The 12,742-nt window shown below is 69.2% G+C and carries 14 protein-coding genes; 7 read left to right on the forward strand and 7 right to left on the reverse strand.

Annotation, left to right across the window (positions count from 1 at the left end):
* The first annotated feature begins 32 nt into the window (after positions 1-32).
* From C8D87_RS02570 to C8D87_RS02590, 5 genes are read left to right on the forward strand one after another with little or no spacing between them, the layout of a single operon-like run.
* Positions 33-1,604, forward strand: coding sequence for an FAD-dependent oxidoreductase (locus C8D87_RS02570; RefSeq protein ID WP_112225392.1), 1,572 nt, complete (start codon positions 33-35; stop codon positions 1,602-1,604).
* Complete coding sequence (locus C8D87_RS02575) at positions 1,601-2,743, forward strand: Rieske 2Fe-2S domain-containing protein (protein WP_112225393.1); 1,143 nt, start codon at positions 1,601-1,603, stop codon at positions 2,741-2,743. The genes C8D87_RS02570 and C8D87_RS02575 overlap by 4 nt, the downstream gene beginning before the upstream one ends.
* The gene (locus tag C8D87_RS02580) at positions 2,740-2,979 is read left to right on the forward strand and encodes a hypothetical protein (protein ID WP_456085578.1); all 240 of its coding nucleotides are present in this window, start codon (positions 2,740-2,742) and stop codon (positions 2,977-2,979) included. Before C8D87_RS02575 ends, C8D87_RS02580 begins: the two co-directional genes overlap by 4 nt.
* On the forward strand, positions 2,972-3,937 hold the full coding sequence (locus tag C8D87_RS02585; protein ID WP_112225394.1) for a ferredoxin--NADP reductase: 966 nt from the start codon (positions 2,972-2,974) through the stop codon (positions 3,935-3,937). The genes C8D87_RS02580 and C8D87_RS02585 overlap by 8 nt, the downstream gene beginning before the upstream one ends.
* A gap of 10 nt (positions 3,938-3,947) precedes the next feature.
* Positions 3,948-4,781 (forward strand): MaoC/PaaZ C-terminal domain-containing protein, encoded by an 834-nt coding sequence (locus C8D87_RS02590; RefSeq protein ID WP_112225395.1) that lies wholly within the window; start codon positions 3,948-3,950, stop codon positions 4,779-4,781.
* Here the strand turns inward: C8D87_RS02590 and C8D87_RS02595 are convergent.
* The 6 genes from C8D87_RS02595 to C8D87_RS02620 are packed head-to-tail and all read right to left on the reverse strand — an operon-like array spanning position 4,761 to position 11,164.
* Positions 4,761-5,903 carry a lipid-transfer protein gene (locus C8D87_RS02595; protein ID WP_112225396.1) on the reverse strand — a complete coding sequence of 381 codons (1,143 nt, stop codon included), beginning with the start codon at positions 5,901-5,903 and terminating at the stop codon, positions 4,761-4,763. The two genes, C8D87_RS02590 and C8D87_RS02595, sit on opposite strands and share 21 nt — an antisense overlap.
* The gene (locus C8D87_RS02600) at positions 5,900-6,283 is read right to left on the reverse strand and encodes a MaoC family dehydratase (RefSeq protein ID WP_109636687.1); all 384 of its coding nucleotides are present in this window, start codon (positions 6,281-6,283) and stop codon (positions 5,900-5,902) included. The genes C8D87_RS02595 and C8D87_RS02600 overlap by 4 nt, the downstream gene beginning before the upstream one ends.
* Positions 6,270-7,166, reverse strand: a complete 897-nt coding sequence (locus C8D87_RS02605) for a bifunctional MaoC family dehydratase N-terminal/OB-fold nucleic acid binding domain-containing protein (RefSeq protein WP_146771603.1) — start codon at positions 7,164-7,166, stop codon at positions 6,270-6,272. The genes C8D87_RS02600 and C8D87_RS02605 overlap by 14 nt, the downstream gene beginning before the upstream one ends.
* The gene (locus C8D87_RS02610; protein WP_112225397.1) at positions 7,163-8,290 is read right to left on the reverse strand and encodes an acyl-CoA dehydrogenase family protein; all 1,128 of its coding nucleotides are present in this window, start codon (positions 8,288-8,290) and stop codon (positions 7,163-7,165) included. The genes C8D87_RS02605 and C8D87_RS02610 overlap by 4 nt, the downstream gene beginning before the upstream one ends.
* Complete coding sequence (locus C8D87_RS02615) at positions 8,280-9,257, reverse strand: acyl-CoA dehydrogenase family protein (protein WP_112225398.1); 978 nt, start codon at positions 9,255-9,257, stop codon at positions 8,280-8,282. The genes C8D87_RS02610 and C8D87_RS02615 overlap by 11 nt, the downstream gene beginning before the upstream one ends.
* The gene (locus C8D87_RS02620; RefSeq protein ID WP_112225399.1) at positions 9,257-11,164 is read right to left on the reverse strand and encodes an acyl-CoA dehydrogenase family protein; all 1,908 of its coding nucleotides are present in this window, start codon (positions 11,162-11,164) and stop codon (positions 9,257-9,259) included. The genes C8D87_RS02615 and C8D87_RS02620 overlap by 1 nt, the downstream gene beginning before the upstream one ends.
* A gap of 159 nt (positions 11,165-11,323) precedes the next feature.
* Between C8D87_RS02620 and kstR the strand changes: the two genes are divergently transcribed.
* Positions 11,324-11,899 (forward strand): cholesterol catabolism transcriptional regulator KstR, encoded by a 576-nt coding sequence (gene kstR, locus C8D87_RS02625; protein ID WP_233439566.1) that lies wholly within the window; start codon positions 11,324-11,326, stop codon positions 11,897-11,899.
* Positions 11,900-11,978: 79 nt separating this feature from the next.
* Positions 11,979-12,380 (forward strand): hypothetical protein, encoded by a 402-nt coding sequence (locus C8D87_RS02630; protein WP_112225400.1) that lies wholly within the window; start codon positions 11,979-11,981, stop codon positions 12,378-12,380.
* 25 nt (positions 12,381-12,405) lie between these two features.
* Here C8D87_RS02630 and C8D87_RS02635 read toward each other — a convergent pair whose 3' ends face one another.
* Complete coding sequence (locus tag C8D87_RS02635) at positions 12,406-12,702, reverse strand: DUF3303 family protein (RefSeq protein ID WP_112225401.1); 297 nt, start codon at positions 12,700-12,702, stop codon at positions 12,406-12,408.
* Positions 12,703-12,742: the final 40 nt, after the last annotated feature.

A 12,742-nucleotide genomic window follows, 5' to 3' on the forward strand; every position in this document is an offset into this window, starting at 1 on the left:
ACCTGTTCTAGTCTGAGCCTCGGGGAGGTGCGATGTACGACGTGATCGTCGTCGGCAGTGGCGCGGCAGGCATGACAGCCGCCCTCTGCACCGCTCAACACGGCCTGCGCACCCTCGTCATCGAGAAGGCCGAGCACTTCGGCGGCTCGACCGCGAGGTCCGGCGGCGGCATCTGGGTGCCGAACAACCACGTGCTCGCCGGGGCCGGCCAGGCCGACTCGCCGGAGCTGGCCGCCACCTACCTGGAGCACATCGCCGGGGACGTGCCCGCCGAGCTGCGCGAGGCGTTCCTGGACGCCGGACCGGCCATGCTCGCGTTCGTCTGCGCGCACACGCCGCTGAAGTTCCGCTGGGTCCGCGAGTACGCCGACTACTACCCGGAGGCGCCCGGCGGACAGCCGCGCGGCCGGTCGGTCGAACCGCTGCCGTTCAACACCAGGCTCCTCGGCGAGGAGATCAAGGACCTCGAACCGCCGTACGTGCCGACACCCGCGGGCATCGTGATCACCCAGACCGACTACCGCTGGCTGACGCTGATCGGACGGCATCCCCGCGGCCTCCTGACCGCCGCCAAGGTCTTCGCCCGCAGGTTCCTGCCGGGCAGACGGCTGACCATGGGCCAGGCGCTGGCAGCGGGCCTGCGCGCCGGGCTGAAGGCGCAGAACGTGGAGATCCGGCTCAACACCGCGATGACCGACCTGCACTACGAGAACGGCCGGGTCGCCGGAGTCGTCGTCGGCGACAGGCTGATCACGGCAACGCACGTTGTCCTGGCGTCCGGCGGCTTCGAGCACAACGAACAGCTGCGCAAACAGCACCAGGACATCGGTACGGAGTGGACGGTCGGCGCGCTGGCCAACACCGGCGACGGCATCGAGGCGGGTGTCCGGGCGGGCGCGGCCACCGGGCTCATGGACGAGGCGTGGTGGGGACCGTCGGTGCCGTTGCCGCGCGGCCCGTACTTCCTGCTGGCCGAACGCTCACTGCCAGGCTGTGTGCTGGTCGACGGCACCGGGCGCAGGTTCGTCAACGAGGCGGCGCCCTACATCGACGTGGTGCACGCGATGACCGGCAAGACGTGGCTGGTGTTCGACCACGCCTACCGCAGCCGCTACCCGTTCTGCGGCCTCCCGCCCCGCCGCCCGCTCCCCCGTCGCTGGCAGGACGCCGTGCTCACCGCACCCAGCCTCGACGACCTCGCCCAGCAGGCCGATCTGCCGGAGCTCACCGAGACCGTCCGGCGGTTCAACACCCTGGCCGTGGACGGCGACGACACCGACTTCCACCGCGGCGACAGCGCGTACGACCGTTACTACGGCGATCCGCGCAACCGCCCGAACCCGAACCTGGCGCCGCTCATGACAGCGCCGTTCTACGCGGTCAAGATCGTGCCCGGCGACCTCGGCACCAAGGGCGGCCTGCGCACCGACAGCCGCGCGCGGGTGCTGCGCGAGGACGGTTCGGTGATCGAAGGCCTGTACGCGGCGGGAAACACCAGCGCGCTGGTGATGGGCCACACCTACGCGGGCGCGGGCGCCACCCTCGGACCGGCGATGACGTTCGGTTATCTCGCCGGCCTCGACATCACTGGAGGAACACGATGACGCAGGACGCCGTGCGGACCATCGACACCGGCGCACCTCCGGCGCGGTTCGCGCGCGGCTGGCACTGCCTCGGCCTCGCCGACAGCTTCCGCGACGGCAAACCCCATGCCGTGGAGGCGTTCGGCACGAAGCTCGTGGTGTTCGGCACGGAGGACGGCAAGCTCAACGTGCTCGACGGGTACTGCCGGCACATGGGAGGCGACCTCACCCAGGGCACCGTCAAGGGCAACACCGTCGCCTGCCCGTTCCACGACTGGCGCTGGGCGGGCAACGGCAAGTGCGTGGAAATCCCCTACGCCAAACGGGTTCCGCTGCGGGCGCGCACCCGGTCGTGGATCACGATGGAGGAGAACAAGCAGCTCTTCGTGTGGAACGACCCGCAGGGCAACCCGCCGCCGGAGCACGTGACGATCCCGCGCATCGACGCCGCGTTCAGCGACGAGTGGAGCAACTGGACGTGGGACTCGGTGGTGATCGACAACGCGAACTGCCGCGAGATCATCGACAACGTCGTCGACATGGCCCACTTCTTCTACATCCACTTCGCGTTCCCGACGTACTTCAAGAACGTGATGGAAGGCCATGTCGCCTCGCAGTACCTGACCACGCGCGGACGGCCGGACGTCGCGATGGGCTCGAACTACACCGGTGACGTCGAGGTGCGTTCGGAGGCCTCGTACTACGGGCCGTCGTACATGATCGACTACCTGTGGAACGACTACAAGGGCATCGAGATCGAGACGGTGCTGATCAACTGCCACTACCCGATCACGCCCACGTCGTTCCGGTTGCAGTGGGGCGCGATCGTGAAGAAGCTGCCCGGTGTGTCCGACGAGCACGCGGACAAGATCGCGGCGAAGTTCGCGCGCGGCATCGGTGTCGGGTTCCTGCAGGACGTGGAGATCTGGCAGAACAAGACCCGCATCGACAACCCGTTGCTGTGCGAGGAGGACGGGCCTGTCTACCAGCTGCGGCGCTGGTACGAGCAGTTCTACGTCGACGTGGAGGACGTCACCGACGACATGGTGCGGCGCTTCGAGTTCGAGGTGGACACGAGCCGCGCGGTCGAGGTGTGGGAGAAGGAGGTCGCCGAGAACCTCGCCCGGAGGGAACCGGCACAGCAGGAGCCGGCGACGTGAACGAGCGCGACGAGTTCCTCGTCGGCGGGATGGCGCCGGTGCGGTGCGACTGCGGAAACCGGGTGCTGGTCAAGAAGAACAGCCCTCAGCACACGAGCGTGCAGTGGCTCAGCGACACGAGCTCCTGCCCCGAGCTGTGCGGGCCGCGGTCCGCGTTCGTGCCGACGTGCCTGCGGCTGCGCGACAGCATCGAGAAGGCCGTGCGCGACGGGACGCTGGAGGTCGCCGATGGCTGAGGTGCACCGGTTGCGGGTCGACGCCGTGATCGAGGAGACCGAGGACGCCCGCTCGTTCGTGTTGTCCGGCGCCGACTTCGCGCCACGGCCCGGCCAGTTCCTGACCGTGCGGGCGGGCGACGTGGCGCGCTGCTACTCCCTGTCCAGCGCGCCGGGTGAGCCGTTGAAGATCACGGTCAAGCGGACGCCGGACGGGTACGGCTCGCACTGGATGTGCTCCGAGGTTCAGGTCGGCACGGAGCTGGACGTGCTGGCGCCCGCCGGGGTGTTCACGCCTTCCTCGCTGGACGGGTCGTTGCTCGCGTTCGCGGCCGGCAGCGGGATCACGCCGGTGATGTCCATCATCAGGGCGGTGCTGGCCGAAGCCGGCCGCGTGTTCCTGTTCTACGCCAACCGGGACGAGGGCTCGGTGATCTTCGCTCGCGAGCTCGACGAGCTGGCGCGGGCCCATCCGGATCGGCTGGTGGTCGTGCACTGGCTGGAGTCGGTGCAGGGCTTGCCGCACGTGAAAGCGTTGCGTGCGTTCGTCCGGCCTTGTGACGAGGCGTTCGTGTGCGGGCCGGGGCCGTTCATGGAGGCAGCGCGCAAGGCACTGCACGGCGTTCCGGTCGTGCACATCGAGAAGTTCGTGTCGTTGTCCAGTGATCCGTTCTCCGAGGTGGTACCGGTGGCGGACGATCGACCGGACGCCGTGGTCGAGGTCGAGCTGGACGGTGAGCACCACCGGTTTCCGTGGCCGGCGCGGACGAAGCTGCTCGACCTGTTGCTGGAGAAGGGGCTCGACGCGCCGTACTCGTGCCGCGAGGGAGCGTGCAGCGCGTGCGCGTGCCGGCTCGTCGAGGGCGAGGTCAAGATGCTCAACAACGACGTGCTCGACTCCGAGGACATCGCCGACGGCATCGTGCTGGCGTGCCAGTCGGTTCCGGTCACCGACACCGTGAAGATCACCTACGAGTGAGGGGCGCCTGATGCCGATCGACCCGGACGTTGCGATCGGGGCGGAACTTCCCGAGATCAAGTTCTCCTGGACGCACTCGGACGTGCTGCTCTACCACCTGGCACTCGGGGCGACCGAACTCCACTACGTCTACGAGCGGGGACTACGGGTGCTGCCGACGTTCGGCGTTGTCGCGCCCCGTTTTCACGAGACCGCGCCGCCCGCCGTGTCGTTCCCCGGCATCGACATCGACCTCGCCCGGGTGCTGCACGGGACGCAGGAGATCATCGTGCACGCGCCCGTCCCCGCCGAAGGTGAGGCCGTGCTGCGGACGCGGATCGCGGACGTGTGGGACAAGGGGAAAGCCGCCGTCATCGTGCAGGAGTCGACGGCCGTCACTCCCGACGGGACCGCCCTGTACACGACGCGGTCCAGCATCTTCGCGCGCGGCGAGGGCGGGTTCGGCGGGTCACGCGGGCCTTCTGCGCGCGTCGAGGTGCCGTCGCGAGAGCCGGACGCCGTGATCGAGACACCGACGCTGCCCCAACAGGCCTACCTGTACCGGCTGTGCGGGGACCGCAACCCGTTGCACGCCGATCCCGAGTTCGCCCGGCTGGCCGGGTTCGACCAGCCGATCCTGCACGGGCTGTGCACGTACGGCGTGGTGTGCAAAGCGGTGATCGACGCGCTGCTCGAAGGGCCGGAGCAGGTGTCGTCGTTCGGGGCGAAGTTCGCGGGCGTGGTCTTCCCCGGCGAGACGCTCACGACGCGGGTCTGGCGGGACGGTTCGCAGCTGGTGCTGACGACGTCCGCTGCCGGCCGTCCCGTTCTCGCCGACGCCGTGCTAACCCTGACCGAGGACTAGCCCGCTCGTCGGGACGCCGGTTCCCGCGGTGACCAGGACGTGCTCGACACCTCCCACCTGGTTCACCGCGGTGCCGCGCACCTGCCGCACACCCTCGGCGATGCCGTTCATGCCGTGCAGGTAGGCCTCGCCGAGCTGGCCGCCATGCGGGTTGAGCGGCAGGTCGCCGTCCAGTTCGAGAGCGCCCGATGCCACGAAGTCCCTGGCCTCACCCCTGCCGCAGAAACCCAGCTCTTCCAGCTGGACCAGCACGAACGGTGTGAAGTGGTCGTAGAGCACCGCGACGTCCACATCGGACGGGCCGATGCCCGACCTCTTCCACAGTCCGCGTGCCACCACGCCCATCTCGGGCAGCCTGGTCAGGTCGTCGCGGTAGTAGCTCGTCATCGTGAACTGGTCGACAGCGCTGCCCTGGGTGGCCGCCTTGATGTGCGCGGGCTTGTTCGGCAGGTCGCGGGCGTGTTCGGCCGAGGTGACGACGAGGGCGACGCCCCCGTCGGTCTCCTGGCAGCAGTCGAGCAGCCTGAGCGGTTCGGCGATCCAGCGGGAGGCCTGGTGGTCGTCGAGGGTGATCGGCCTGTTGTGGAACCAGGCGTGCGGGTTCGTCGCGGCGTGCTTGCGGTCGATCACGGCGATCCGGCCGAAGTCCTCCGAGGTCGCGCCGTACTCGTGCATGTACCGGCGGGCGAACATGGCGACCATCGCGGCCGGCGTGCCCAGGCCCATCGGGTACGACCAGCTGTTGTCGATGTTCGCTGCGGCCGCGGTCTGCACCTGGCCGAACCGGTGGCCCGAGCGTTCGTTGAAGGCGCGGTAGCAGACGACGACCTTCGCCGCGCCGGTCGCGACCGCCATCGCGGCCTGTTGCACGGTCGCGCACGCCGCGCCACCGCCGTAGTGGATGCGGCTGAAGAACGTCAGCTCCGGGATGCCCAGCTCGCGGGCGACCGCGATCTCGGCGTTGGTGTCCATGGTGAAGCTGACCAGTCCGTCCACATCAGAGGGTTCGAGACCGGCGTCGGTGAGAGCCGCCCGCACCGCCTCGGCGGCCAGCTGAAGCTCGCTGCGTCCGGAGTTCTTGGAGAAGTCGGTCGCACCGATTCCCACGATCGCGGCGTTCATGCCGGCACCTCGATCTTCACGACGCCGGTGACGTGGTCGCCGTGACCGGTCCTGCCGACGACCTCGACGGTCAGCTCCTGGTTCTCGCGTTCGACGACCTGGCCGAAGAACTTCAGCGTGTCGTAGGCGTAGCAGGGCGCACCGAGCCGGATGTTCACCTGACGCACCAGCGCTTCCGGGCCCGCCCAGTCCGTGACGTACCGCTGCACCAGCCCGGTCGTGGTGAGGATGTTGATGAAGATGTCCTTGGAGCCGCGCTTGATCGCCAGGTCGCGGTCGTGGTGCACGTCCTGGAAGTCACGCGTGGCGATCGCGGTGCTGATCACGAACGTCGGCGTGGCCTCGACGTGCCACTCGGGCAGGGAATCACCGATCCGCACGGGGCCTCCAGCTCGGCATCGTCAGTTCGTCGTCGATCTTCGTGAACACGACCTCGACCGGCAGCCCGATGCTCGGTTCGCCGTCCAGCTCGAAGAGCATGCGCACGCCCTCGTCCAGCTCGACCAGGGCGACCACGAACGGGGTCTGCTTGCCGGGCACCTGCGGATGGTGGTGCACGACGTAGCTGTAGACCACTCCGCGGCCGTCCGACACGAGGTACTTCGGTTTGGTGGCACCGCATTCCGGGCACATCGGGCCCGGTGGGTGGCGCAGGAGGCCGCAGCCGCCGCAGCGCTGGATGCGGAGCTCACCCTGCTTGCAGCCCTCCCAGAAGTACTCGGTGTCGCGGTTGATCGCGGGCCGGATCGCCTGCGCTCTCGGGGCTTCGGGTTGAGGCGCGGGCTTCTCCGCCGGCCGGCACTTGAGCACCCTGAACCGCATCTCCGCCACCGGCTCGTCCCCCACGTACCAGGTGCTCCTGGTCGTGACGAACCATCCCTCGCCGAGCGCGGTCTTCTTGGGCCCGGTCACGTCCTCCAGCGTCGACGTCACCGAGACGTGCTCACCCACGCGCAGGTAGCGGTGGTAGGTCTGGTCGCTGTTCGTCGCCACGACCGACGTGAACCCGGCCTCGTCGAGGATCGCCATCATCGCGCCGAGCGGGTCGTCCGACGTGCGCTGGCCGTGCAGGCCGCCCATCGTCCACACCTGGACCATCGCCGGTGGCGCGACCTCGGTGTAGCCGGGGTGCTGGTCGCCGATGGCCTCCAGCCAGTTGTTGATCATCGGGAGGTTGACCGGATCACGTGCCAGCCGCGGCGCCGACTCACCCCGTTCGGCGATGCGCGCTGCTTCCTTCTCAATGGCAGATTTGTCAGTCACCGCACCACCCTGGGTAGGCCGAGCCCGATGTTGGCGATGAGCTCGCGCTGGATCTCGTTCACTCCCCCGCCGAAGGTCAGCACGAGGTTGCGCCGCGCCTGCACGTCCAGCCACCGGGCGAGCTCCGCGTCGGCGCCGTGCCGTCCGACGAGCTCCTCCAGCAGCCTGCCGACGCGCTGGGTGCGGTCCGCGGCGAACACCTTGGTCGCCGAGGCGTCCGCGACCGACACCTCGCCGCTCGCGACCTGCCAGTTGAGCAGCTCGTTCACCCGGTGCACGGCGCGTGCCTCCGCCAGGGCACGCCGCACGTCCGGCAGGTCGAGCAGCTTCCGTTCGGCGGCCCAGCGGTGGACCCGTTCCACCAACGCGCCGAGGCGTCCGGACGGGCCGAGCATGACGCGCTCGTGGTTGAGCTGGGTGGTGATCAGCCGCCAGCCCTTGTTCTCCTCGCCCACCCGCCTGGTTTCCGGGACGCGGACGTCGTTGTAGTAGGTCGCGTTCACGTGGTGCGCACCGTCGCACGTGATGATCGGCGTCCACGAGTAGCCGGGATCCTTGGTGTCGACGATGAGGATCGTGATGCCCTTGTGCCGCGAGTCCGGTGACCCGGTGCGGCACGCCAGCCACACGTAATCCGCGTCGTGCCCACCCGTAGTGAACGTCTTCTGCCCGTTGACGACGTAGTGATCGCCTTCCCGCACGGCTTTCGTGCGCAACGCCGCCAGGTCCGTGCCCGCGTCCGGCTCGGTGTAGCCGATCGCGAAGTGGAGGTCGCCGCTGAGGATGCGCGGCAGGAAGAAGTCCTTTTGCTCCTGAGTGCCGAACGCCTGCAGGGTCGGGCCGACCGTCTGCAGGGTCACGTACGGCAGCGGGACGTCGGCGCGCGCGGCCTCGTTGACGAAGATCTGCTGCTCGACCGGCCCGAACCCCTTGCCGCCGTACTCCCGCGGCCAGCCGACGCCGAGCCTGCCGTCACGCCCGAGCCTGCGCACCAGTTCGCGGTAAGTCGCGCCGTGGCGTTCAGTCAGCATCGCCTCGCGCTCCTCCGGCGACATGAGCCCGGCGAAGTACTCGCGCAGCGCGTCCCGCAGCTTGCGCTGGCCGGCGGTGAGGTCAATGAACATCGATGGCCCCCAAGCGGTGCTCCACTCCGCCGACGAACCGCGTCAGCTCCTTGGCCATGCCGTAGTAGCGATGCATCGGGTACGTGATGTCGAGGCCCAGGCCGCCGTGCAGGTGGTGGCAGGTGTGGACGGCCGGCAGGGCTTCTGCCGCCAGCCAGTAGGCCGCCGTGGCGAGGTCGTTGTCGTCGAGGCTCCAGCAGGCGGCGAGAGTCGCCAGGTGGAGGGTGCGGGCGGCGATGTAGACGTCCGCGACCTGGCACGCGGCGGCTTGGAACGTCGACAGCGGCTTGCCGAACTGGTGGCGGGTGCCGACGTGCTGCACCGTGAGGTCGAGGGCGCCGGCGAGGACGCCGTCCGCGACCGCGCAGGCTCCGGCCAGCGCGAACCGGCGGATGCCTTCGGCCGCACCGGCTGTCAGAGGAGTACCGCGGGCTCCTTCGAGCTGCACCACACCGTCCGATGTGGACACGCCGGGTTGTGTGGGATCTACGACGAAGACGCCAGGGCCGTCGTCGGCGGTCGCTGACACGAGGATCCGTTGTGCCGCATCGGCGTGTGGCACGTTGATCTTCACTCCGAAGATCCCGTCCGGTCCCGCCTCGGTGTCAGGGATGGCGGGAAGGGGCTCGGACGGTTCGCTCAGCGCCGCCGTCAGCACCCCGTGCTGCTCGGTCACCAGTGGCAGCAACTCGTCCTGCTGCTCCGGTGTTCCGTATCGGGAGATCGGCAACACTCCCAACGCCAGAGTCGCCAGAGCCGGAACATTTGCAGCTCGCCGGCCGACCTCGGTGAGCAGCACCGCCGTTTCCAGGATGCCGAGCCCGTCGCCACCGAGCCGTTCCGGAACGGCGAGGGCCAGCAACCCGGCCTCCCCCAGGGCTTTCCAGGGTGTGTCGCCCTCCCTCCCCAGCACGTCAGCCGCCAGACGGCTGATCTCCTGCTGGGTCTCGTCGAGCTTGAAATCCATCAGGGCTCCCTCGATAGACCGAGAATCCGTTCCCCAGCAAGGTTCATCAGCACCTGCGTCGTCCCGCCCGCGATGCTCAGGCACCGCGTCAGCAGGAACTCGTGGACCAGCGCGCTGTCCACGGCACCATCCGGCCCGAGCAGCTCCACCGCGAACTCCGAGACGTCCTGGCGATGCCGCACCCCGACGAGCTTGCGCACGCTGGACTCCGCGCCCGGTTCCTGCCCGCTCAGCACCCGCAGGCTCGCCCGCAGGTCCAGCACCGACACCGCGAGCCCTTCTGCCACCAACGCGCCGAGCCGTTCCGCGTGATCCGGAGCCGCGGGCGATTTGAGAACCTGTTCCAGCGGCTCACCGAGCGACGAACCCCGCCCCATGGCAACGCGTTCGTTCGCGAGCGTGGTGCGCGCCAGCCGCCAGCCGTCGTTCACCTCGCCGACCACGCAGTCGTCAGGCACGAACACGTCGTCGAGGAAGACCTCGTTGAACCGGGCATCACCGGTGATCTCCCGCAACGGCCGCACGTCGACACCGGGCGAGCGCATGTCGACCAGGAAGTACGTGATGCCCTTGTGCTTCGGCACCGACGAGTCCGTGCGGGCGAGGCAGATCGCCCAGTCGGCCTGCTGCGCGAGCGACGTCCACACCTTCTGCCCGGTGAGCCGCCAGCCGCCGTCCACCCGCACCGCCTTGGTGCGCAAGGACGCGAGATCCGAGCCGGCCTCCGGTTCGCTGAACAGCTGGCACCAGGTGATGTCGCCGCACAACGTCGGCCGCACGAACCGTTCCTGCTGCTCAGGGGTTCCGTGACGGAGGATCGTCGGACCCGCCCAGCCCCCGATCACCAGGTCGGGCCTGCGCACGCCGGCACGGGCGAACTCGTCGTCGATCACGAGCTGCCGGGCGGGGTCTGCGTCCAGCCCGTACGGACGTGGCCAGTGCGGCACGAGGAAACCGCTGTCCGCCAGCCGTTCCCGCTGCGCGGCCGCGTCCAGCCCGGCGATCTCCTCAGCGAACGCGCGCACCTCCGGATCACCGGAGATCTCCACGGTGTGCGAGCGACGCATGCCCTGCAGCGCCAGCTCGGCGACCCGCCGGCGCCACCGGGCGACACCACCGGCGAGCTGCTGCAACGAGAGCGCCCGGCGCAGGTAGCGGTGGGCGTCGTGCTCCCAGGTGAACCCGACCCCGCCCAGCACCTGGATGCAGTCCTTGGCGTTGCGGACCGCCGCGTCCAGCGCCACGGCCGCCGCGACCGCCGCCGCCAGCGGCTGCTCGTCCTCGCCCACCGAGCCGGCCGCGTCCCACGCGACCGAACTGGCCTGCTCGGCCCGGCACAGCATCTCGACGCACAGGTGCTTCACCGCCTGGAACGAGCCGATCGCCCGCCCGAACTGCTGACGCTGCCGGGCATACGAGACGGCGGTGTTCAGGCACCACGCGGCGATCCCGCTCGCCTCGGCGGCCATCAGCGTCACCGCGAGGCCGGTCGGATCAGCCACCAGCTCACCGGGTTCGTCGACCACCACCGACCCGAGCGATCGGGACGGGTCGACGGCTTCCAGTTCGGTGACCGTGACCTGTTCGCGCGGCACGAGCATCCAACTGTCCGTTTTGAGCAGCAGATGCGTCGCCTCGGCGGCACCCACCACGTGGTGTGACGAAAACCCGAATCCGGCGATTCCGTCGAACTCCGGGACCAGCACGGACACCAGCGCCGTGGGCAGCAACGGTCCCGGCACGAGGTTCTCCGCCGCCCGTTCCAGCATCACCGCGAGATCGGCGACCGTGCCGCCCTCCCGCACCACCTCGAAGAACCCGACCCGGACGAGATCGACCCACTCGCCCTTGGCCGCGTCCACGCTGTCGCGCAACGCTCGTTGTTCCCCGGTCGTGGCGATCGGCATGCGGCCTCCTCCAGTACGTGAAGAAGTTTATAGAACGTGTTCTAATTCGGGCAACAGATCATGGCCGCCAAACCGATCGAGTACGATGAGGGGGCAGCTGCAACACGTTTCAGGAGGATCATCTCCGTGTCACCTTCGAAGTCGCGCACGGACGCGCTGATGGCGGGCGAGGAGCTCAGCTCCGCGGCCCAGCGCGAGCGGCGCAAGCGGATCGTCGACGCGACGATCGCGCTGGCGTCCAAGGGTGGGTTCGACGCCGTCCAGATGCGCGCCGTCGCCGACCGGGCGGACGTCGCGCTGGGCACGTTGTACCGCTACTTCCCGTCGAAGGTCCACCTGCTCGTGTCGAGCCTCGCGGTGGAACTGGAGCGCGCCCAGGAGAAGATGGACCGCACCACGGTCCCCGGCGACAGCGCCTACGAACGCGTGCTGTTCGTCCTCGGCCGCATCACCAGGGGCCTGCAGCGCAACCCGCACCTCACCGAGGCGATGACGCGCGCGTTCACGTTCGCCGACGCCTCCGCGGGCGCCGAGGTCGACCGCGTGGCCTGGCTGATGGAGAGCATGTTCACCCGCGCCATGAGCGACGAGGAACCGACGGACGAGCAGAAGGCCATCGCGCGCGTGATCGGCGACGTGTGGCTGTCCAACCTGGTCGCCTGGGTCACGCGCCGCGCCACGGCCACCGACGTCGCGAACCGGCTCGAGCTCACCGTGCGCCTGCTGCTCAAGTGAGTCCTACTCCTGCGGGATGACCCGGGAGTCACACCGCCGAACGATGCCGGTGCACGCGCAGCGTCCTAACGTCTGTCCTATGAAGACGCTCGTTGTGCTCGGTGTGCTGGCTGTGATCGGCACGACCACCGTCGTCCTGGTCAACCAGTTCGGCGGCTGGAACACTCTGATGGGCAAGGCCTGGGCCATCACCTACGAGGTGACGACCGAGCCGGCCGCCGACGGGCCGGTGCAGCTCCGGTACCTCGAGAACCCGGACCGCTACAAGAAGCAGCCACCGAAGGTCGTCACCAAGGCCGCGCCCGTCCCGTTCACGCACGAGGTGGTCGTCAACGCCGGCGAGAAGGCCGAGATCAGCGCGACGCCCAACGGGGACCAGGTGCTGACGTGCCGCATCCTGCTCGATGGCGAGAAGGTGCTGGCGAGCGCCACCGGTGCACGCGGGCAGAAGGTGACGTGCGAAACGACCACCAGCAGGTGATGGTCGTTTCGCACCGGTCACGAGGTCACGGGGTCAGCGCCGGTGCGGCCGCCAGGCCCGGGGGCCGCTCGGCGAACGCCTGCTCCGCCGCCACAGGGTAGCAGTGGTTCTCGCTCGCGTCGCCGAGGACGGAGTCGACCCAGCCCTGGACGGGCGCGACGGCGTCCGACTCCCACAGACAGGTCACCTCGGTCAGGTCCTGGCTCGGGTAGAACTGGAGCACCTTGACGCCCTCCGGGGCTCCCTCGCCCGAGATGAGCTGCCGACCGCGCTGGAAGGCGGCCTCGGGGTTCTTGATGTGGTGGTGGGCGACGATGTACATGGCGTGTGCCTCCTCGTGGTGAGCTCGATGGACACGACGC

It is taken from the genome of Lentzea atacamensis, from assembly GCF_003269295.1.
Classification (GTDB): domain Bacteria; phylum Actinomycetota; class Actinomycetes; order Mycobacteriales; family Pseudonocardiaceae; genus Lentzea; species Lentzea atacamensis.